Origin of the sequence: Pseudorhodoplanes sp., from assembly GCF_035565795.1 — a bacterium.
Taxonomy (GTDB): domain Bacteria; phylum Pseudomonadota; class Alphaproteobacteria; order Rhizobiales; family Xanthobacteraceae; genus Pseudorhodoplanes.
In genome coordinates this window covers 1-20,832 of the sequence record NZ_DATMRV010000167.1, presented here as the reverse complement: position 1 = coordinate 20,832, position 20,832 = coordinate 1, and the positions used below count along the sequence as shown (strand labels likewise).

17 protein-coding genes and 1 tRNA gene are annotated in these 20,832 nt (G+C 63.8%); 5 read left to right on the top strand and 13 right to left on the bottom strand.

All coding sequences use genetic code 11. The annotated features are described in order from the left end of the window. Window positions 1-72 precede the first annotated feature (72 nt). The 3 genes from addB to trxA all read left to right on the top strand — a co-directional run bounded on the left by addB (window position 73) and on the right by trxA (window position 7,115). Window positions 73-3,180, top strand: coding sequence for a double-strand break repair protein AddB (gene addB / locus VNZ93_RS15115; RefSeq protein WP_325706609.1), 3,108 nt, complete (start codon window positions 73-75; stop codon window positions 3,178-3,180). Beyond that, window positions 3,177-6,626: a double-strand break repair helicase AddA gene (gene addA / locus VNZ93_RS15110; protein ID WP_325706606.1), complete on the top strand. Its 3,450-nt coding sequence runs from the start codon at window positions 3,177-3,179 to the stop codon at window positions 6,624-6,626. The genes addB and addA overlap by 4 nt, the downstream gene beginning before the upstream one ends. Window positions 6,627-6,794: 168 nt before the next feature. Further along, the gene (gene trxA / locus VNZ93_RS15105) at window positions 6,795-7,115 is read left to right on the top strand and encodes a thioredoxin (protein WP_325706604.1); all 321 of its coding nucleotides are present in this window, start codon (window positions 6,795-6,797) and stop codon (window positions 7,113-7,115) included. Window positions 7,116-7,172: 57 nt separating this feature from the next. Here the strand turns inward: trxA and VNZ93_RS15100 are convergent, their stop codons facing one another. From VNZ93_RS15100 to aroA, 12 genes are all read right to left on the bottom strand, one after another. Next, entirely contained in the window at window positions 7,173-8,489 is a 1,317-nt protein-coding gene (locus tag VNZ93_RS15100; protein WP_325706601.1) for a folylpolyglutamate synthase/dihydrofolate synthase family protein, read from the bottom strand. Between the two features lie 86 nt (window positions 8,490-8,575). After that, complete coding sequence (gene accD, locus VNZ93_RS15095) at window positions 8,576-9,478, bottom strand: acetyl-CoA carboxylase, carboxyltransferase subunit beta (RefSeq protein WP_325706599.1); 903 nt, start codon at window positions 9,476-9,478, stop codon at window positions 8,576-8,578. Window positions 9,479-9,645: 167 nt separating this feature from the next. Then, complete coding sequence (trpA, locus tag VNZ93_RS15090) at window positions 9,646-10,485, bottom strand: tryptophan synthase subunit alpha (RefSeq protein WP_325706596.1); 840 nt, start codon at window positions 10,483-10,485, stop codon at window positions 9,646-9,648. After that, window positions 10,485-11,702 (bottom strand): tryptophan synthase subunit beta, encoded by a 1,218-nt coding sequence (trpB, locus tag VNZ93_RS15085; RefSeq protein ID WP_325706593.1) that lies wholly within the window; start codon window positions 11,700-11,702, stop codon window positions 10,485-10,487. Before trpB ends, trpA begins: the two co-directional genes overlap by 1 nt. Then, window positions 11,699-12,373 (bottom strand): phosphoribosylanthranilate isomerase, encoded by a 675-nt coding sequence (locus tag VNZ93_RS15080; RefSeq protein WP_325706590.1) that lies wholly within the window; start codon window positions 12,371-12,373, stop codon window positions 11,699-11,701. Before VNZ93_RS15080 ends, trpB begins: the two co-directional genes overlap by 4 nt. Before the next feature lie 41 nt (window positions 12,374-12,414). Then, on the bottom strand, window positions 12,415-13,359 hold the full coding sequence (locus VNZ93_RS15075; protein ID WP_325706588.1) for an ornithine cyclodeaminase family protein: 945 nt from the start codon (window positions 13,357-13,359) through the stop codon (window positions 12,415-12,417). Window positions 13,360-13,369: 10 nt separating this feature from the next. Next, window positions 13,370-13,741: a lipopolysaccharide assembly protein LapA domain-containing protein gene (locus VNZ93_RS15070; RefSeq protein ID WP_325706586.1), complete on the bottom strand. Its 372-nt coding sequence runs from the start codon at window positions 13,739-13,741 to the stop codon at window positions 13,370-13,372. A 130-nt stretch (window positions 13,742-13,871) separates the two neighbouring features. Next, window positions 13,872-14,159, bottom strand: a complete 288-nt coding sequence (locus VNZ93_RS15065; RefSeq protein ID WP_325706583.1) for an integration host factor subunit beta — start codon at window positions 14,157-14,159, stop codon at window positions 13,872-13,874. Between the two features lie 63 nt (window positions 14,160-14,222). After that, window positions 14,223-15,212 carry a signal peptide peptidase SppA gene (sppA, locus tag VNZ93_RS15060; RefSeq protein ID WP_325706580.1) on the bottom strand — a complete coding sequence of 330 codons (990 nt, stop codon included), beginning with the start codon at window positions 15,210-15,212 and terminating at the stop codon, window positions 14,223-14,225. Between the two features lie 197 nt (window positions 15,213-15,409). Continuing rightward, on the bottom strand, window positions 15,410-17,125 hold the full coding sequence (rpsA, locus tag VNZ93_RS15055; protein WP_325706577.1) for a 30S ribosomal protein S1: 1,716 nt from the start codon (window positions 17,123-17,125) through the stop codon (window positions 15,410-15,412). Window positions 17,126-17,319: 194 nt separating this feature from the next. Beyond that, window positions 17,320-17,955, bottom strand: a complete 636-nt coding sequence (locus tag VNZ93_RS15050; protein ID WP_325706574.1) for a d(CMP) kinase — start codon at window positions 17,953-17,955, stop codon at window positions 17,320-17,322. Then, window positions 17,952-19,268 (bottom strand): 3-phosphoshikimate 1-carboxyvinyltransferase, encoded by a 1,317-nt coding sequence (gene aroA, locus VNZ93_RS15045; protein WP_414710085.1) that lies wholly within the window; start codon window positions 19,266-19,268, stop codon window positions 17,952-17,954. Before aroA ends, VNZ93_RS15050 begins: the two co-directional genes overlap by 4 nt. A gap of 181 nt (window positions 19,269-19,449) precedes the next feature. Here aroA and VNZ93_RS15040 point away from each other — a divergent pair, with 181 nt between their 5' ends. Together VNZ93_RS15040 and VNZ93_RS15035 are read left to right on the top strand one after the other, a co-directional pair. Then, complete coding sequence (locus tag VNZ93_RS15040; protein ID WP_325706648.1) at window positions 19,450-19,845, top strand: TIGR02300 family protein; 396 nt, start codon at window positions 19,450-19,452, stop codon at window positions 19,843-19,845. 57 nt (window positions 19,846-19,902) lie between these two features. Further along, window positions 19,903-19,978, top strand: a tRNA-Ala gene (locus VNZ93_RS15035). A gap of 151 nt (window positions 19,979-20,129) precedes the next feature. On the opposite strand, the gene VNZ93_RS15030 is transcribed toward VNZ93_RS15035, so the two are convergent. After that, a partial coding sequence (locus VNZ93_RS15030; RefSeq protein ID WP_325706568.1) for a hypothetical protein occupies window positions 20,130-20,832 on the bottom strand: 703 nt, incomplete at its 5' end.

The window sequence follows — 20,832 nt, the reverse complement described above, 5'->3', positions numbered from 1 at the left end:
TCCGTGTCTTTTCACATGCGATCTCCGAGACGTGGATGCCCGGCACAATGCCGGGCATGACGGTCGAAAGACATGCCCACCAGCACGCCCCGCCTGTTCACCATCCCGCCGTCCGTCCCATTCCTGCCTGCGCTGATCGAGGCGCTGCTGGCGGGCCGGCTGGTCGCCGGCTATCCGGCCTCGGGCGACCCGATGGCGCTCGCACAGGCGACGCTCTATTTGCCGACACGCCGCGCCTGCCGGCTGGCACAGGATGTCTTTCTCGACGCGCTCGGCGGTGAGGCGACGCTGCTGCCGCGGCTTGTCCCGATCGGCGATATCGACGAGGACGAGATCGTATTCGCCGAATTTGCCGGCGGCCCGCTGGCCGAGGAACGGATGTCGCTGCCGCGCGCGATGGAGCCGCTGGAGCGCAAGGCGTCGCTCACCCAGTTGATCCTGAAATGGGCGGACCAGCAGAAGCGCAGCGGAGAAACCTCGCTGATCGCGAATTCGCCCGCAGCCGCATTCGCCATGGCCGGCGAACTTGCGCGGCTGCAGGACGACATGATCACTCGCGACGTCGACTGGTCCGCACTCGACACGCTCGTGCCCGAGGACCTGGACCAGCATTTCCGCGCGACGCTCGAATTCCTGAAGATCGTGCGCGACTATTGGCCGGCGATCCTCAACGAGCAAGAGCTGATGGACGTTGCCGCGCGGCGCGATGCGCTGATCGACGCGCAAGCTGCACGGTTGAAGCGCGTCAATACCGGCCCGGTGATTGCCGCAGGTTCGACCGCCTCGATGCCATCCACGGCAGCGCTGCTCGCGGCGATCGCCAACTTGCCGAACGGCGCGGTCGTGCTGCCGGGTCTCGATACCGATCTCGACGAGGAGGCCTGGCAATCGATCGGCGGCGGCAAGGGCATCAACCCCGCCCCCGGTCATCCGCAATTCGCGATGCACGGCTTTTTGCAAAAGCTCGGCGTGACGCGCGATCAGGTGAATATTCTCATGCCGCCTGCCCCACACGGCCGCGAGCGCGTCGCGTCCGAAGCGATGCGTCCCGCGGAAGCGACCGATCGCTGGCGCGACACGCTGAAAGATGCCGCGTTCGAGAAGCAAAAGACCGGAGCGCTCGCCAGTCTCTCTCTCATCGAAGCCGCGACCACCGAGGAAGAAGCCGTCGCCGTCGCACTCGCGCTGCGCGAAGCGGTGACCGACGATCCCGACGGCACGGCGGCGCTGATCACGCCCGATCGTTCGCTCGCACGTCGCGTCGTTGCCGCGCTGGAGCGCTGGACCGTGCCGGTGGACGATTCCGGCGGCGATCCTCTCTCCGATACGGCGGCCGGAATCTTCGCAGGGCTTGCGGCCGACGCCGCGTTGAATGGCTGCGAGCCGGTCACGCTGCTGGCCTTGCTCAAACACCCGCTGTGCCGGATCGGCGGTGATGAACCGAAACATCGGCGGCGCACCGTCGCTCTGCTCGAGCGCGCAATCCTGCGCGGGCCGCGGCCGCGCGCGGGGGCAGACGGTCTCGAACACGCGCTGCAGAGTTTGCGTGTACAACGCGACAAGCTGCATGCACGCGATCCGCGGCGTTGGCTGTCCGATCACGACCTCGATCGCGCGGCGGAGTTGATCGCGAAGCTGAAGCCCGCTTTGCAGCCGCTGTCCGGCACCAGAAAGGCTCCGCTGCGGGACACAGCGCTCCGTCATCATCAGGTCATCGTGGCTCTGTCGCTCGATCAGAATTCCGAGCCGGCGGCATTCGCGGGCCGCGACGGTGCGGCGTTGTCGGAAGCCTTTCAGTCCATCGCCGATAGCGGCCAAGCTGCAGCATTCGCCATCGAGCCGCACGAATACACCGACCTGTTCCACGCCATAGCATCAGAGCGTGTGGTGCGCAGACCTGGATCGCCGGGCGCTCGCGTGCGCATCTATGGTCCGCTCGAAGCACGCCTGCAGCGAGCCGACCGCGTTGTGCTTGCCGGGCTTGTCGAAGGCGTCTGGCCACCGGAGCCGCGCAACGACCCCTGGCTCAATCGGCCGATGCGGCAACAACTTGGCCTCGATCTGCCGGAGCGCCGGATAGGCCTCTCGGCGCATGACTTTGCGCAGGCCTTCGGTGCACCCGAAGTGTTCCTCACCCACGCTGCCAAGCGTGAAGGCTCGCCGACCGTCACCTCACGTTTCCTGCAGCGGCTTGCGGCCGTTGCAGGGACAGAAGCCTGGACGACAGTGAAGGAGCGCGGCACGCGATATCTCGACTGGGCGCGCGCGCTCGACAGACCGGACAAGGTCGAGGCCGCGAAACGTCCCGAACCGAGGCCGCCCGTCGCGGTGCGGCCGAAGCGGCTGCCCGTCACCGACATCGAGCATTGGCTGCGCGACCCTTACACGATCTACGCCAAGCACATCCTGAAACTGCAGGCGCTCGATCCGGTCGACACGCCGCCCGGCGCGCGCGATCGCGGCACCGTCATTCACAAGGCGGTCGGCGACTTCACAGAAAAATTCGCGCAAGGGCTGCCGGCAGACCCGCTTGCAGAACTGATGGCGCTGGGGCGCGAAGCGTTTGCGCCTCTCAACGACTTCCCGGAAGCCCAGGCGTTCTGGTGGCCGCGCTTCGAACGCATCGCACGCTGGTTCATCGAATGGGAAATCGAGCGCCGCAAGAATGTGGCTTCGGTCTACGCCGAGGTGCAGGGCAAGCTGGAAGTGACGCCGGATTTCATGCTCACCGCGCGTGCCGACCGGATCGAGATGCGCAAGGACGGCTCGTTCGCTGTGCTCGATTACAAAACCGGACAGCCACCGACGCAAAGTCAGGTCGAAAGCGGCCTCGCACCGCAATTGACCCTGCAGGCAACCATCCTGCGGCATGGTACGTTTGAAGGCATTCCGGCGGGCGGCTCCGTATCCGAGCTGCTCTATCTGCGCCTCAAAGGGGGCGACCCGAGCGGCGAAAGCATGCCGCGCGAATTCAAGTCCATGAGCATCGACCACGCCGCCGACCGCGCGTTCCAGAGGCTGCGCGAACTGGTGGCGACATTCGCCGTGGAAGAGACGCCCTATCGTTCATTCTGGCGGCCAATGTGGGTTGGTCGCACATACGGCGACTACGATCACCTCGCGCGGGTGCGCGAATGGTCGGCGACCGGCGGCGAAGTCGACCCGGATATCCCGGCATGAGTTCGCGCCCCGCCAACAAACCGAAGCCGCCCGAACACGTCGTCAAACGGCAGTTCGAGGCATCCGATCCCGCGGTGTCGGCCTGGGCGTCGGCCAATGCCGGGTCCGGCAAGACGCACGTACTCACACAGCGCGTGATCAAGCTGCTTCTGCGCGGCGAAGATCCGGCCAAGATCCTTTGCATCACCTTCACCAAGGCTGCGGCGGCCACCATGGCCACGCGCGTGTTCGACACGCTGGCGAAATGGACGGCGCTCGACGATACCGGCCTCGATGATGCGATCCGGGACATCGGATTTGCGCCGGACGCGACGCTTCGCACGCGTGCGCGCCGGCTTTTTGCGCTGGCCCTGGAAACGCCGGGCGGTCTGAAGGTTCAAACGATCCATGCCTTCTGCACCAGCCTGCTGCATCAGTTTCCGTTCGAGGCCGACGCCGGAGCCGGCTTCGAAGTGCTGGACGACGCCACGCAATCGCAGATGCTCGACAAGCTGACGCTCGACGTCATGCTTGAAGGCGCGGCGCAGCCGGACACTCCGATCGGCCGGGCGCTTGCGGATGCGATCAAGGCCGCAGCCGACCAGACTTTCCGCGATCTGATCACCGAGGCCGTAGCCGATCGCGACCGGATCGAGCCGTGGGTGGCGCGGGCCGGATCGGTCGATGCCGCGATTGCGGAATTGTCCACGGCGCTGGGTATCGACGCCAACGAAAGCGCGGATGCAATCGAAGATCGCATCCTTTTGGAGGCCGCATTCGCCATCGGCTCATGGCCCGATCTTGCGGCCGTACTGACTGGAGGCGGCAAAAGCTATGTCGAGCGCGCCGAGAACCTCAAGGCCGCGCTTCGTTCACCCAAGCCTGCGCAACTCGACGCCTATATGCAGATCTTCTGCACCAAGGATCGCGCCGCCCGCAAAAACCTCGTCAGCAAGGCACTTCGCAATCAGAGCCCGGATTATGCCGAGCAGCTCGAACGCGAGCAGCAGCGTATCTGCGCCCTGCTCGACCGGCTGCGCGCCGCGCAATGCCGCGATCGCACACGCGCGCTCGTCACCGTCGCGCATGAGGTGATCGTGCGCTACCGCCGCGAGAAGGCGCGGCGCGGCCTCCTCGATTACGACGACCTGATCGACCGCACGCTCGCCCTGTTCAAACGCACCTCGGCCGCCTGGGTGCTCTACAAGCTCGATCTCGGCATCAATCATCTTCTGCTCGACGAGGCACAGGACACGAGTCCGAAGCAGTGGGAGATCATCCGTACGCTCGTCTCCGAATTCACTGCAGGCGCCGGAGCGCGCAGCGCGAAACGCACGATGTTTGCTGTCGGCGACGACAAGCAGTCGATCTTCTCCTTCCAGGGTGCCGCTCCGGAAAAATTCGGAGAGATGAAGTCCGGCTTCGAGCGCGATTTCAAAGCGGCGGAACTGCAATGGCGCAACGTGAAGCTTCTGACGTCGTTCCGCTCCGGTGAGATCATCCTCGAGGCCGTGGATGCCGTGTTTTCGCGTCCGGCGACCTATGAGGCTCTGTCTGCGGAAAAGGCCAGGACGGTCCATGAGGCCCTGCCCGGCAAGCTGCCCGGCCATGTCGACATCTGGCCGCTGGTACTGCCGGACGACAAGCGCGAGATCGAAGGCTGGGACGCGCCGTTCGATCAGTCCAGCGAATCCAGTCCGCAGGTGCGGCTCGCGCGAAAGATCGCAGCGCATGTCGCGCTCTGGCAGAAGACCGGGACGAAGCCGGGCGACGTGCTGGTCCTCGTGCGCCAGCGCGGCCCGCTGTTCGAGGCGATCATCCGTGCATTGAAGGCTGCAGGCATTCAGGTCGCAGGCGCCGACCGTATGGTGCTGCTCAATCATATCGCGGTGATGGACCTGATCGCGCTCGCCGACGCGCTGCTGCTGCCGGATGACGATCTTTCGCTCGCTGCGGTGCTGAAGAGCCCTCTGTTCGGATTGAGCGAGGATGACCTGTTCACGATCGCGCGTGATCGCGGGCGGAAATCGTTGCGCGTGGCCTTGTCGGACATGGTCGACAGATTTCCGGACGTCGTGAGCCGCCTCGATCAACTCGCGGACGCGGCCCTTCGCGACAGCCCGTTCACGTTCTACGCCCGGCTGCTCGGCGCAGGCGGCGCGCGCAAGCGCATCCTGTCGCGGCTTGGACCCGAGGCGAACGATGCGCTCGACGAGTTCCTCAATCTCGCGCTCGCCTATGAGAAGCGCGAAACTCCTTCGTTACAGGGCTTCGTCTCGTGGCTGCGCGCGGCCAATGCCGAGGTGAAGCGCGACATGGAGATCACGCGGGACGAAGTCCGCGTCATGACCGTGCACGGCGCAAAGGGGCTTGAAGCGCATACCGTCATTCTTGCCGACACCACGACCCAGCCACAGGGCTATCAGCCTCCGAAGCTGCTGGACATCCCGCTCGCAGAGGGCCGCAACGGCATCGCGTGGGCAAAATCGCAGAATACCGATCCGCCGCTTGTCGCAACCGCACGTGAGAAGGAGCGAGAGGCGAGCATCGCGGAATACAAGCGGCTGCTTTACGTCGCGATGACGCGTGCGGAGCAGCGCCTTGTGGTCGCCGGCACAGCCTCGGTCGTAAAGAAGGACGGCACGCCCAGCATTCCCGACCAATGCTGGTACCGGCTGATCGAAGACGCGCTGGTGCAGTCCGACACTGCACTCGCGATCCAAGTGCCGTCCGAAGACGGCGATGGGCAGATGTGGCGGCTGCAAAAGGACGTGCTGGACTTCCCGGCGGCGGCCGAGGAAGCGCGTGTGCGAACCGAAGAGGCCCTGCCTGAGTGGATCGACGAACGCATGTCCGCGGAACCACCGCGTGCGATTGCCATGACGCCATCGGAATCCGACGAACACGAATGGACGAAGGGAAAAAGCGAACTCGAACGTGAGCAGGCGCTTGAGCGCGGCCGCTTGTTGCATCGGCTCATCCAGTCCCTGCCCGACATCCCGCCCGAGAACCGCGCCGCGGCAGCCGACGATTACCTGCTCCGCAATCGCAAGGCGCTGCAGCCCGCCGAATGCGCGAGCCTCACCGCGCAGGCACTGGGCATCCTGGACGACGCACGCTTTGCACCGCTCTTTGCACCTGGAAGCCGCGCGGAAGTCCCTCTGACCGGGCGCCTGCCGCGCAACGGCCTCGCACCCTACTTGGTCACTGGCCAGATCGACCGGCTCGCCGTGACAGACACCGAGGTCCTGATCGCGGACTACAAGACCAACCGGCCTGCGCCCACGTCGCTAGACGGTATTCCGCGTAGCTACCGCCGCCAGCTCGCGCTTTACCGCGCCCTGCTGCAGCGGATTTACCCGGGGCGGACCGTGCGCGCGGCCCTGGTCTGGACCGAGAACGCGACGCTGATGGAGCTGCCGCAAGAGGTCCTGGATGCGGAACTTGCAACCCTCTCGCTGGCCTGAGCTTGGCCAAAATGAGCCTCTGTCAAGGTGGCCACGCGTGATCCGGACGCAAAACCGGGTCCCGTTTTTGCCTGATCACGCACACCTGACGCAGGCTTGACCCCGGCAGGGGCGGTTCTTAGGTTCATTGCCAAGATTAGAGCCATCCTACGATTCGAAAGGTGTGACATGGCCGTTGGAAAGGTATCGGACGCGACGTTCGAGACGGAGGTCTTGAAGGCCAGCGGCCCTGTGGTCGTGGATTTCTGGGCGGAATGGTGCGGCCCGTGTCGGATGATCGCGCCCGCGCTCGACGAAATTCAGAATGCGCTGGGCGAGAAGGTCAAGATCGTGAAGCTCAACGTCGACGAGAATCCGGGCGTCGCGTCGAAGTACGGGATCATGTCGATCCCGACGCTCATGATCTTCAAAAATGGCGAGCTTGCCTCGCGCCAGGTTGGCGCCGCACCGAAGGCCAAGCTCGAACAGTGGATCAACGCGGCGGTCTGAGCTGCAGACTGGTTATGCTACGAACGGCCGGCTGCGACGCCGGCCGTTTTCTTTTGGTCACTCGGGGAACGTTCCGTTCCGCCTGAGCACATCGCCCGCGAGATAAAGCGAGCCGCCGACCAGGATGCGTGGCGTGCCTTCGAGCGAGAGCGCCTTGGCCGCCGCAAGCGCAGCCTCGACATTGCTCGCGCTTTCGGACGGAATGCCGAGCCTGCTGGCAGCCTCCACGATCACGCCAGGTGACAGACTGCGGTCGGCATCGGGGACGGGTATCGCGTAAAGCCGCCTGGCCAGCCCGCTGAAATTGCGCAGATAGCCTTCGAAATCCTTGGTGCCGAGCATGCCGACGATCATGACGAGGGGCTTCGGCGCCCGCTCCTCAAGATCGGCGAGCGCGACGGAAACAGCGCGGCCGCCATCCGGGTTGTGACCGCCATCGAGCCAGATCTCGCTGCCCGCGGGCGCGAGCGCCACGAGATGGCCCTGCGTCAGCCGCTGCATGCGCGCCGGCCAGTCGGCTTTCAGCAATCCGGTCTCGTAGGCATGGTTCGGAATTTTCAGACCGGACGCCCGCAAGGCCGCAACCGCTACACCGGCATTGATGAACTGGTGGCGGCCGATCAGCTTCGGTCCCGGCAAGTCCAGCAATCCCTCGTCGTCCTGATAGACCAGACGGCGATGTTCCTCGCTGGTGTTCCAGTTCTCGCCGGCAATGCTGAGCGGCGCGCGAACACGCTGTGCTGCGCGCTCGATCACCGCCATCGCCTCACGCGTCTGAGGTCCGATGACCGCGCGCACGCCGCGCTTCAGGATTCCGGCTTTCTCGGCGGCGACACTTTCGATGGTGTCGCCGAGATAATCGGCGTGGTCGAGAGAGACCGGCGTGATGACGCTCAGAAGCGGCGCATCAACGACGTTCGTCGCATCGAGCCGGCCGCCGAGGCCGACTTCCAGCAGCAGCACATCGGCCGGATGCCGCGAGAACAGAAGCATGCCCGCCGCAGTTGTGATTTCGAACACCGTAATCGGATCGCCGGCATTGACGCGCTCGCATTCCTCGACGGCGGCGCGCAGTTCATCGTCACCGACCAGCTTGCCGCCACCCTCTGCGGCGAGGCGAAAGCGCTCGTTGAATCGCACGAGGTGCGGCGACGTGTAGACATGTACGTGCTGTCCGGCGCTCTCCAGAATGGCGCGCATGAAGGCGAGCGTCGAACCCTTGCCGTTCGTTCCCGCGACATGGATGACAGGCGGAAGCTTGCGCTCCGGATGGTCGAGGCGCCCCAGCAAGCGCCGCATCCGGTCAAGCGACAGGTCGATCAGCTTCGGATGAAGCGTCAGGAGGCGCGTCAACGTATCGTCGAGTGCGGACATGACGATCTGCATAACACGAGCCAACCATCCCCGCTAAGGCAGAGATCGAATATCAGCGATACGGGAGGCCCCGGACGCAGTGAAGCTCAGGCCGGCGTCGCCGCCTCATTGGTCGCAGGCAGCGTGGCGCGCGCATCGGGCCAGGTCTTCGTCAGCAGCCTGCAGATGCGCGCCAGCGTCGACCGCATTTCGTGCCGGTGCACGACCATGTCGACCATGCCGTGCTCCTTGAGATATTCCGCGCGCTGGAAGCCGGGCGGCAATTTCTCACGAATGGTCTGTTCAATCACGCGCGGGCCGGCGAAGCCGATGAGCGCGCCGGGCTCGGCAATGTGAACGTCGCCGAGCATTGCGTAGGACGCGGTGACGCCGCCCGTCGTCGGGTTGGTCAGCACGACGATGTACGGCTTCTTCGCCTCGCGCAGCATCTCGACCGCAACGGTCGTACGCGGCATCTGCATCAGCGAAAGGATGCCTTCCTGCATCCGCGCGCCGCCTGAAGCCGCGAACAGGATGAATGGCGTGCCGCGCTCGACCGCGGTCTCGAGCCCCTTGATGATCGCTTCACCGGCAGCCATGCCGAGCGAACCGCCCATGAAATCGAAATCCTGAACGCCGATCACCACCGGCGTGCCCTCAAGGCGGCCGAAGCCGAGCTTGATCGCATCGTTCATGCCGGTCTTGGTGCGCGCATCCTTCAGGCGATCCGCATAGCGGCGCTGATCGCGGAACTTCAGCGGATCGGCCGGGACCTCCGGCACGCCCACGTCGAGCCAGGTCTCGCCGTCGAACATCGATTTCAGGCGCGCGGTCGCGCCCATCCGCATGTGATAGTTCGAGCCCGGAATGACGAACTGGTTCGCTTCTACGTCCTTGAAGAACACGAGTTGCCCGGTCTCCGGACACTTGATCCAGAGATTTTCGGGCGTCTCGCGCCTGTTCAGGAACGACCGGATTTTCGGCCGCACAACATTGGAAATCCAGTTCATGTCTCTACGCTATCTATGCTCGATTTAGTGAGTTGGCAGAGCGCTCAATGCGCGCCGCGAGAGAGAGCCAGTCGCCTTGCCGCGAAGCCCGCGGCCGCTCCGCGCCTCAAGGTCCGACGTGTCAGCATGCGGAACTCTTCCCCCGAAATTGCGGCTTTTTTAAACGGCTATTCTGCAGCGACCCGGCGCACCGAACGCACGCCGTCAGCGAGTTCCGACACGAGCGAGGTCACTGCTTTCACGGTGCCGGATGTCGGGCGCCCTTCTGCATCGAGGCTGGCACGCAACTGATCGATCAGCGCAGAACCGACCACGACGGCATCCGCGCCTTGAGCAATCTCGCGTGCGTTCTGCGCGGTCTTCACGCCGAAACCGACCGCGACCGGAAGCGCAGTGTGACGCTTGATGCGCATCACCGCATCCGATACGCGCGTAGCATTCGGCGTCGCGGCGCCTGTAATGCCGGTGATCGATACGTAATAGACGAAACCCGAAGTATTCGCGAGCACGGCCGGCAAACGCTTGTCGTCCGTCGTCGGTGTCGCAAGCCGGATGAAATTCAGGCCGGCCTTCAGCGCAGGAAGGCACAGTTCGGAATCTTCCTCCGGCGGCAGATCGACCACGATCAGCCCATCGACACCCGCGGCGATCGCATCGGCAAGAAATTGATCGACGCCGTAGATATAGATCGGATTGTAATAGCCCATCAGAACGATCGGCGTATCCGCATCGCCTTTACGAAATTCGCGAACGAGTTGCAGCGTCTTCTTGAGCGTTTGCCCCGCCTTGAGCGCACGAAGACCCGCAGCCTGAATCGCGGGCCCGTCCGCCATCGGATCGGTGAACGGCATCCCGATCTCGATCACATCGGCGCCCGCCTTTGGCAGCGCCGCAATGATCGCAAGCGAGGTCTCGTAGTCGGGATCGCCGGCCATCAGGAACGTGACGAGACCGGCGCGGCCTTCACGCTTGAGATCGGCGAAGCGAGTATCGATGCGCGTTGTCATCAGATCGACGTCCCGAGATAGTCGGCGACGCTCGCGAGGTCCTTGTCGCCGCGACCGGAGATGTTGACCACCATCAGGTGATCCTTCGGCTTGTTTGGAGCAAGGTCTTTCACCTTTGCCAGCGCATGCGCGGTCTCAAGCGCGGGGATGATGCCTTCGAGCTTCGAGCACAATTGCAGTGCCTCAACTGCCTCAGCATCGGTCGCCGACAGGAACTTCACGCGGCCCATATCCGCAAGCCATGCATGCTCCGGACCGATGCCGGGATAATCGAGGCCCGCCGAGATCGAATGCGCTTCCTGGATCTGGCCGTCCTCGTCCATCAACAGATAGGTGCGATTGCCATGCAGCACGCCCGGACGTCCGCCGGACACCGATGCCGCGTGCATGCCGGACGGAATGCCATGGCCCGAAGCCTCGACGCCGAAAATCTCGACGTCCTTGTCATCAAGGAAGGGATGAAACAGCCCCATCGCATTCGAGCCGCCGCCGATGCAGGCGAGCAGGGAATCCGGCAACCGGCCTTCCGCCTGCATCATCTGCGTGCGCACCTCGTTGCCGATCACGCACTGGAAATCGCGCACCATCATCGGATAGGGATGCGGCCCCGCGACGGTGCCGATGCAGTAGAAGGTGTCGCTGACATTGGTCACCCAATCGCGCAACGCCTCGTTCATCGCATCCTTGAGCGTCTTCGATCCGGACTGCACAGGCACGACTTCGGCGCCCAGCATCTTCATGCGAAAGACGTTCGGCTTCTGCCGCTCGACATCGACCGCGCCCATATAAACGATACACGGCAGACCGAAGCGCGCGCACAATGTTGCGGTCGCAACACCGTGCATGCCGGCGCCGGTCTCGGCGATCACGCGCGTCTTGCCCATGCGGCGCGCGAGCATGATCTGACCGAGCACGTTGTTCACCTTGTGCGCGCCGGTGTGATTGAGTTCCTCGCGCTTGAAGTAGATCTTCGCGCCGCCAAAATGATCGGTCAGCCGCTCCGCGAAATAGAGAGCGCTCGGCCGCCCGACATAATGCGCGAGGTAGTAATCCATTTCCTTCTGGAAGGCCGGGTCCTTCTTCGCCTCGGCATAGGCCTTCTCGAGTTCGAGGATCAGCGGCATCAGCGTTTCGGCGACGAAACGGCCGCCATAAATCCCGAAATGCCCGGTCTCGTCGGGTCCGGTCCGAAAGGAATTCGGCTGCTGGATTGTCATACGCTGCTCGCAACTTTCATCCGTGCCGCATCCGCCGCGCGCACCGCGCGGATAAAGGCCGCAATCTTCGAAGGATCCTTGATGCCCGGCGCGCTCTCGACCCCGGACGAAACATCGACCGCTGGCGCCCGGGTGACCTCCAGCGCCTGCCCGACATTGCCCGGTTCAAGCCCTCCGGAAAGCATGAAGGGGAGCCCCGGATCAAGGTCTTTCAGCAGGGTCCAGTCGAAGGGCCGCCCGAGGCCGCCGGGGCGGGTCGCATCCTTGGGCGCACGGGCATCGAACAGCACCCAGTCGGCCACGCCGGCATAGGCGGGGATGACCGCCAGGTCCGCCGCCGTCTCGATGGGGAGCGCCTTCATCACGGGCAGGCCGAAACGGGCCTTCAGCGCCGCCACCCGTTCGGGCGTCTCATGGCCATGGAGCTGGAGGATGTCGGGCCTGAGCGCCTCCACGATCGCTGCGTGGGCGGCCTCGTCGGCATCCACGGTGAGCGCCACCTTGCGGGCGCGACCGTCGGTCCGCCGGCCAAGCTCCCCCGCAAGATCCAACGAGACGTTCCGCGGGGATGGCGGGAAGAACACGAAACCCACGAAGTCAGCGCGCCCGTCGAGTGCCGCGTCCAGGGCCTCGACCGTACGCAGGCCACAGATTTTGATCAGCGTTGTCATGTTTGGCCGGTTCTACAGGGCCGGCAGGCCTTTGTCTGCCCTCAGGCCGAAAGCGACTTCCAGACCAGCATCGCGGCCGCAATGTCTTCGATCGCGGTTCCGACCGACTTGAACAGCGTGATCTGGCTCTCCGACGTGCGGCCCTTCACTTTGCCGCGCGCGAGATCGAACAGGTCGCCTTTGATCGCCTTGGCGTCGATGACCTTCTTCTTCAGCGGCACGGCAATATCGCCGGCCTCCTTGGTTGCGCCGGCACGGGTATCGACAAAGATCCGCGAACGCTTGACGGCCTGGTCGTCGGCTTCGCGCATCTTCGGTGTGAACCCGCCAACGAGATCGAGATGCGCACCCTTTTTCAACCAGTCGCCATGGATCAGCGGTTGAGCGGCGAGCGTCGCGCAGGAGACGATGTCGGCCTCGCGCACCGCCTCTTCGATGGTTTCCGCAATATCGACCTCGATCCCGGCAACGGCGATACCAAAGCCAAGCGAGACCGCGCGCGCGCGTGTGCGGTTCCAGAGGGTCACGCGCTTGATCGGACGCACGCTGAGATGCGCGCGGATCAGGTACGGCGCGAGTGCGCCCGCGCCGACCATGACGAGATGCGCCGCATCCTCGCGCGCAAGATAACGCGCCGCGAGCGCCGATGCGCAGGCCGTCCGCCATGCGGTGAGCGCGCGCCCGTCCATCATCGCCAGCGGCTCACCGGTCGCCCCGGACAACAGGAGATATTGGCCATAGACCGACGGCCGCTGCAGCTTCGCATTGTCAGGAAAAACCGTGACGATCTTGCAGCCGATATAGCGCTCGTCCCCTTCATTCCACGCGGGCATCAGCAACAACGTCGCGTCGGTGCCTCCAGTCTCGATCGTATGATGATGCCGAACAGGGACCACGATGTCGGACCGGAAGGCATCGTCGAGCGCGTCGATCAGCGCGCGGTAGGTCAGCGCATTCTGGATGTCATCCGCGGAGACAATGCGCATCGCCCCACCGCTAGCCGTTCGCGGGTCGGCGATAGGCGAGCCGCGCCGTATGGTCCGCGGCCGGCGCGTCGAACTTGTCGCCGAGCTTGCTGTTCAACACTTCGATCTCGCGCCGAAGCGCCATCACATCAGCATCGCGACGGCGCGCGGCGCGGCGATAATCCGACTGCCGCAGCCACGCCGCAACGCCGCCGATGATGACACCGGCGATCACCAGCACGAAGACCAGCACGAAAAGCGGGACGCTGACGGACGCCGCGGGCGCAGTCGGATCGAAAGGATCGAAGGACACGGTCACGAGCTCGCGGTTCGCAACTGCGAACATCAGGATCACGATCGCGAGCGGGACCAGGATCAGCCAGAAAACAAGCTTGCGAAGCATTGGATGTTCCGTAGGCAGTCGGTCTAGGAACCGCCATAGAAATCAGAGGCTCGGAATCGTGAGCCGCCGTTGGAGTTTACGGATTCCGGGCCCGTTCGCCTACCTTGCAGCGCTCCGGGTTAACGAAACGTCAGGCCTCTTCCCGATTGAGACGCTCACGCATCTCCTTGCCCGTCTTGAAGAACGGAACCGACTTCTTCTCGACCGAGACATGCTCGCCGGTGCGCGGATTGCGACCGGTGCGCGCGGGACGATGCTTCACCGAGAAGGCGCCGAAGCCGCGCAACTCGACACGGTCTCCGCGCGCAAGCGCCGCCGTGACTTCGTCCAGGATCGCGTTGACGATGTTCTCAACGTCCCGCTGATAAAGATGCGGATTCTGCCCCGCGATCTTCGTAACCAAATCAGACTTGATCATCCACGCCGCCCGGTATGCGCTTCGGAGTCTGCGGCCACACGCATGCGTGGCCGCGTCCGCTGCTCAATTCACGGCCGAAGGGTGCCAAAGCGCCAGCAGACCGTCAAGATTAAGCCGCTCCGCAGCCGCAAAGGCGCCGGACTGCTCGAGGCTTCGCGCGAAGCCATCCAGCCCCATCGCATTGAGCAATGACACCGCGCTGAGGTGGATGAACGAGAACTCCGAGAAGCGCGGGCGCAAACTGAAATTGCGGACCGGAGTTTTCGGGTCGATGCCCTTCTCCTTGGCGAGCCAGGCGATCGCGGCCTGCTCATCGCCGAGTTCGTCGATCAGCTTCAGCTTGATCGCCTGCCGGCCCGTGAAGACACGGCCGTCGGAAACGGTCGCCAGCGCCTCGCCCTCAAGGCTGCGGCGCTTGCTGACCAGATCCTTGAACCAGTCATAGGAGTCCATGACGATCGAGGCGAGCGCGGCCCGTGCTTCCGGCGACGTCGGCTCGAAGCCGTTCGGCGCAGCCTTCAGCGGAGAGGACTTCACGTCCTCCACCTTGACGCCGACGGTCTTCAGGAGATCGGTGAAGTTCGGGAACTGCACCAGCACGCCGATGGACCCGACCAGCGAGGCGCTCTGCGCGATGATGTGATCGGAGGCGAGTGCGGCAATATAGCCGCCCGATGCGCACAGGCCGTCGACGACAACGACCATCGGCTTCTTGGCCTTCAGGCGTACGAGCGAATCGTAAAGCTGTTCAGAGCCGGCCGTGGTGCCGCCGGGACTATCGATGTGAACGATGACAGCCTTGGCATTCGAGTTGGCCAGCCGCTCGATCGCTTCGACCCGCGCCTGATTGCCGCGGATCAGCCCCGAGATCGTGACGCGGGCGATGGCGCCCGAGGTTCCGCTGAACGCGTTTTGTCGCGACATCGCGGCGACGGCGCCCAAGGCGGCAACGACGACGAGAAGCGTCAGAACCCGCCAGAACGTCAGTTTCCGCCGCAGCCGGCGGCGATCCACGATCTGGTCCGCATCCAGCGGCCGAGAATCGAGCGACATGGTTTCGCTCCCATTTGATTCGGATGAGCCCGGACCTTAGCGCCGGGAGGCGCATTTGACCTGACAATCCTTTGCGATTGGCAAAGCAGAGGTAATCACGGGCTTGGGCGAAAAGGAGGCTCGGTCGAAGCCGCCTCGCCAAAAAATAAACCCCCGGCGCGGGCGCCGGGGGTTCTGTCAGATCGCCAGGGCGAACTTTACTCCGCCTTTTCCTTGTCGCCAGCGCGCTTGAGCGCGGTGCCAAGGATGTCGCCGAGCGTCGCGCCGGAATCGGACGAGCCGTATTGAGCGATGGCTTCCTTCTCTTCCTGCACTTCGAGCGCCTTGATCGACACCTGGACCTTGCGGGCCTTGCGGTCGAACTGGGTGACGCGCGCATCGACCTTCTGGCCGGCCTGGAACCGCTCCGAGCGCTGATCGGCACGGTCGCGGGCAAGATCGGCACGGCGGATGAAGGTCTCGAGGTCGGTACCGACGATCTTCACGTCGATGCCGCCTTCCTTCACGTCGATGACTTCGCAGGTCACGACGTCGCCCTTCTTCAGTTCGCCGGCGGTGCCCTCTTCCATCGGGTCGTTGGCGAGCTGCTTCACGCCAAGGGAGATGCGCTCCTTCTCGACATCGACGTCGAGAACGGTCGCCTTCACCATGTCGCCCTTCTTGTATTCTTCGATCACCTGCTCGCCCGGACGCTTCCAGTCGAGGTCGGAGAGGTGGACCATGCCGTCGACGTCGCCGTCGAGGCCCAGGAACAGGCCGAACTCGGTCTTGTTCTTGACCTCGCCTTCCACGATCGATCCGGGCGGGTACTTCTCCACGAAGACCTCCCACGGATTGCGCATGGTCTGCTTGAGACCGAGCGAGATGCGGCGCTTGACCGGATCGACTTCGAGGATCTGCACTTCGACTTCCTGCGAGGTCGAGACGATCTTGCCCGGATGGACGTTCTTCTTCGTCCAGGACATTTCCGAAACGTGGATCAGGCCTTCGATGCCCGGCTCCAGCTCAACGAACGCACCATAGTCGGTGATGTTCGTGACACGTCCGCTGAAGCGGCCGTTGATCGGATACTTGGCCTCGATGCCCTGCCACGGATCGTCGAGCAGCTGCTTCATGCCAAGCGAGATGCGGTGGGTGTCGTGATTGATCTTGATGATCTTCACCTTCACCGACTGACCGATATTGAGCACTTCGGTCGGATGATTGACACGACGCCACGCAATGTCGGTGACGTGCAGCAGGCCGTCGATGCCGCCGAGATCAACGAACGCACCGTAATCGGTGATGTTCTTGACCACGCCGTCGATGACCTGACCTTCTTCGAGGTTCTGCACCAATTCCTGACGCTGCTCGGCGCGGGTCTCTTCGAGAACCGTGCGGCGAGACACGACGATGTTGCCGCGGCGACGATCCATCTTGAGGATGACGAACTGCTGCGGGTTGTTCATCAGCGGGGTCACGTCGCGGATCGGACGGATATCGACCTGCGAACGCGGCAGGAAGGCCACGGCGCCGTCGAGATCGACAGTGAAGCCACCCTTGACCTGATTGAAGATGACGCCCTGAACCTTTTCCTGGTTCTTGAACGCGCCTTCGAGCTTGCCCCAGCTCTCTTCACGGCGCGCCTTGTCGCGCGAGAGGACCGCCTCACCGAGCGCGTTCTCAACGCGCTCCAGGTAAACCTCGACCTCATCGCCGATCTTGATCTCGTTGCCGCGGCCGGGTCCGGTGAACTCACGCAGTTGGACACGCCCTTCGGTCTTCAGTCCGACGTCGATGATCGCGACGTCCTTTTCGATGCCGACGACTTTTCCCTTGATCACCGAGCCTTCATGCAGGTTTCCCTGGGTAAAGGACTCTTCAAGCATCGCGGCGAAATCTTCACGCGACGGTGCACTGGCTGCCTGGGCCATGAACTCTCCTGTTTGCGGGCGCCTGTTCGATAAACGTTGTCCCGATCGCACGGGCCAAAGACCCGCAAGACCTTTGGCACCACCGCAAAGCGGCGGGTCGGCGCGATATGCCGTTCGACCGGAACGATGATGGTTTTGTCCTGGCCTCCGGAAGAGGCGGTGGAGCGGGCTGTTCCTCCGACGACGAAGGGCGGTTAAGCCGGCCTTCGGCCCGCCCGGACGGCCTCGACAATGTCGATGGCGGCCTGGACCGCCGGGGATATAGCCAAATGCGTCGTATCCAGCAAGACCGCATCGTCGGCCTGCCTGAGCGGCGCCACCGGGCGGTTCATGTCGCGCTCGTCGCGCGCCTTGATGTCGGCGAGGACAGCCGCATCGTCCACGGTCTCCCCCCGCCCACGCAGTTCCAGAATGCGGCGTCGTGCGCGCTCCTCGGCCGTCGCAGTGACGAAAATTTTGACCTCGGCATGGGGCGCGATCACGGTCCCGATATCGCGTCCGTCGATCACGGCGCCCGGCTTCGAGCGCGCGAAATCGTGCTGCAGCGCGATAAGGGCCTCGCGCACCGCCGGGATGGCCGCGACGATCGAGGCCGCCTTTGCCACGTCATCCGACTTCAGATCGTCCTCGGGGTAGCGCGCGGGATCGTAGCTGCGCGCGGCCGCAATGGCCGCCGCCGGGTCATCCAGCTTGCCGGTCTGGAGAACAGCAAGACCAACCCCGCGGTACAGCAAGCCGCTGTCGAGATGCCGGAAACCGTAGTGAGCGGCGAGGCGCTTGGCGATGGTGCCCTTGCCGGATGCCGCCGGCCCGTCGATCGCGATGATCACGACAAGTCGGCTCCAAGACCGCGCATCAGTTCGACGAAACCGGGGAAGCTCGTTGCGATGAAAGCCGCATCATCGACGCCGACCGGCTTCTCGCTCGCTAGCCCCATCACAAGGGCGGACATCGCAAGCCGGTGGTCCATATGCGTCGCGACCACGCCGCCCCCCGGTGCGCGGTCCTTGCCGTGCACGATCAAGTCGTCGCCGTCGATCTCGACGCCGACCCCGTTGACGCGCAGCATATCGGCGGTCGCGGCGAGCCGGTCGGACTCCTTGACGCGCAGTTCACTCAGGCCCCGCATGCGCGTCGTCCCTTCCGCAAACGAGGCCAGTACGGCGAGGATGGGATATTCGTCGATCATCGATGGCGCGCGCTCCGCAGGCACATCGACGCCGCGCAATGACGATGTCCTGACGCGCAGATCCGCAACCTCCTCGCCGCCATCGTTCTTGGTCGACAGCGTTTCGATATCGGCGCCCATCTCGCGGAGCGTCAGGAACAGGCCGGTCCGCAGCGGATTCATCATCACGCCGTCCAGCACCACCTCGGATCTAGGCACGATCAGCGCCGCGGCAAGCGGAAAGGCCGCGGACGACGGATCGGCCGGCACCTGCAACGGCGCCGGTGACAGCTCCGGGCGCCCGGTCAGCGTAATCTTCCGGCCATGCTCGCCCAGAGGTTCGACGAGAACCGTCGCGCCGAAATGGGTCAGCATCTTTTCGGTGTGATCGCGGGTGGCTTCTTTCTCGATCACGATCGTCTGGCCTGGCGCGGCCAGGCCGGCGAGCAGCACGGCAGACTTCAATTGGGCGGATGCGACCGGTGGGGTGTATTCGATCGGAAGCGGATCGCGAGCACCCTGCAAGGTCAGCGGCAAGCGACCGCCCTCGGCAGCGTCGAGCGCACGAGCGCCGATCCTGGTTAACGGATCGAGTACGCGTTTCATCGGACGTTTGCGGAGCGAAGCGTCACCGTCGAATGTCGCAGTAACCGGGCATCCGGCCACGGCACCCATCACCAGCCGGCAGCCCGTTCCCGAATTGCCGAAATCGAGTGCCGCTTGCGGCTGCGCAAACCCGCCGACGCCAACGCCGCGGACGGACCAGGCGCCCTCACCTTTGCGCTCGACCGCTGCGCCCAGCGCACGCATCACCTTCGCGGTGTTGATCACGTCCTCGCCTTCGAGAAGGCCTTCAATGCGGGTTTCGCCCACCGTCATCGCCGACAGGATCAGCGAGCGATGCGAAATTGACTTGTCACCGGGAACGCGGACGCGGCCCTTGAGGCCTTGCGAACGGCGCGCGGTGAGCGGCATGGCAGGTAGCGAATGGCTCAAGATGGCTGATCCGGCGGAAAAGTGGCGCCGTCCTAGCATGCGGGCGTTTCCCGCGTCATCCGGCGCAGGATCAAAAGCCTCAAAAACGGCTATTGACACGGCTCGCCCAAGCCGCCAATTCAGCCGCTCATTCGAAAAGCTCTCCAGGGAACCTCCGACCGTGGCAAAGCCAGAGCTCGGTACCAAGCGCATCTGTCCGGTGACAGGTCGCAAGTTCTACGACCTGAACAAAAATCCGGTGATCTCGCCGTATACCGGCGAGGTGGTGCCGATTGCCCCCATTGCCGCGCGCGGCCGTCCGGACGCCAAGTCCCAGGCCGACGAGCAGGAGGTCGAGGCCGTGGAGGTCGTGGGCGCCGAGTTCGTTTCGCTCGAGGACGCCGACGCCGAGGCACAGGGCAAGAAGGCCGATCTGCCGGATGCGGTTGACGACGATATCGAAGTCGAGGACGACGTTGCCGACGACGATTCGACCTTCATCGAAGAAGATGAAGAAGGCGACGATGACGTAACCGATATCATCGGCGACGGCATCGAGAAGGACGAGGAGACTTGATCCCTCGCCCGAGGTAAGCTATCCGCCCGCAACCCGCTGCGGGCGGGACACTGTTACGGGGCCATAGCTCAGCTGGGAGAGCGCTTGCATGGCATGCAAGAGGTCGGCGGTTCGATCCCGCCTGGCTCCACCAAGCTTCTAAGTATCTTAATTAATCCTTCTAAAACAGTTACTTAACTCATCTCGCCGCGTCGCTGCGTACCCCAATGCGTACCCCCGACCGCGAGCATGAGCAAAGGGCGTCTTGTCCTTCTCACGGACAGTACGGCTTCCGGCACTCGGCATCACTTCGCAAACCAAAGCGCCACGCCGGGGAAGACGTTGTAGGCCCACGTCAGCCCGCCAAGAATTGCCGCGGCACTCAAGGCTGACAACAGAGAGGGCCAGACCTTCGAGAAGAACCCACGGGTCAATGCCGGGTCCAAGTAAACACGGGTCGACGTAAGGCCGTGATGAACTCGCATAATCAGCATCGCGAGGCCCACGAGCCCAACCAAAATCACAAACCGCGCGAGCAGGTGGGTCTCAGGCAGGAATGCCAGCGCGAATAGGACCAGAAGAGGGTTGGCGTTTGTCCCGTGCTTCTGAAAAAGCGACCCCAATGGAGTTGAGTATCTCCTAAACAGCGCTTCAAGCTCGCTGTAGCTTCCACTCACCCAAAGCGCGTTTTCTGACTGAACGAAGAAGGTGCTCTCCAGCTCGCTCAAGTTGATGACGAGCACGCTCATGAACGGCTGTCGACCGTCGTTAATGCTGAGATTAATCGCCGTCACGTACTGCGGGAGATCGGCCGAAACAAAGAAATCCCGTGCGAAGCGCTTGATCTGGCGTCCGTCAATGGTGGCAGCAACAACCACATCGTTTGGACCGCCGACTAGATCGCGCATCTTTGCCACTATCGTCTCAAGCTCTGAGCGAAAGATGCGAAGGCTAGGCAGCTTTCCCTCGCGGGCCACTATCTCGATGGGCTTGGAACCGTTCGCGGCC

Coding starts and splice junctions, on each gene's coding strand:
- addB (WP_325706609.1), top strand. CDS start 73: ATGCCCACCAGCACGCCCCGCCTGTTCACCATCCCGCCGTCCGTCCCA.
- addA (WP_325706606.1), top strand. CDS start 3,177: ATGAGTTCGCGCCCCGCCAACAAACCGAAGCCGCCCGAACACGTCGTC.
- trxA (WP_325706604.1), top strand. CDS start 6,795: ATGGCCGTTGGAAAGGTATCGGACGCGACGTTCGAGACGGAGGTCTTG.
- VNZ93_RS15100 (WP_325706601.1), bottom strand. CDS start 8,489: ATGTCCGCACTCGACGATACGTTGACGCGCCTCCTGACGCTTCATCCG.
- accD (WP_325706599.1), bottom strand. CDS start 9,478: ATGAACTGGATTTCCAATGTTGTGCGGCCGAAAATCCGGTCGTTCCTG.
- trpA (WP_325706596.1), bottom strand. CDS start 10,485: ATGACAACGCGCATCGATACTCGCTTCGCCGATCTCAAGCGTGAAGGC.
- trpB (WP_325706593.1), bottom strand. CDS start 11,702: ATGACAATCCAGCAGCCGAATTCCTTTCGGACCGGACCCGACGAGACC.
- VNZ93_RS15080 (WP_325706590.1), bottom strand. CDS start 12,373: ATGACAACGCTGATCAAAATCTGTGGCCTGCGTACGGTCGAGGCCCTG.
- VNZ93_RS15075 (WP_325706588.1), bottom strand. CDS start 13,359: ATGCGCATTGTCTCCGCGGATGACATCCAGAATGCGCTGACCTACCGC.
- VNZ93_RS15070 (WP_325706586.1), bottom strand. CDS start 13,741: ATGCTTCGCAAGCTTGTTTTCTGGCTGATCCTGGTCCCGCTCGCGATC.
- VNZ93_RS15065 (WP_325706583.1), bottom strand. CDS start 14,159: ATGATCAAGTCTGATTTGGTTACGAAGATCGCGGGGCAGAATCCGCAT.
- sppA (WP_325706580.1), bottom strand. CDS start 15,212: ATGTCGCTCGATTCTCGGCCGCTGGATGCGGACCAGATCGTGGATCGC.
- rpsA (WP_325706577.1), bottom strand. CDS start 17,125: ATGGCCCAGGCAGCCAGTGCACCGTCGCGTGAAGATTTCGCCGCGATG.
- aroA (WP_414710085.1), bottom strand. CDS start 19,268: ATGCCGCTCACCGCGCGCCGTTCGCAAGGCCTCAAGGGCCGCGTCCGC.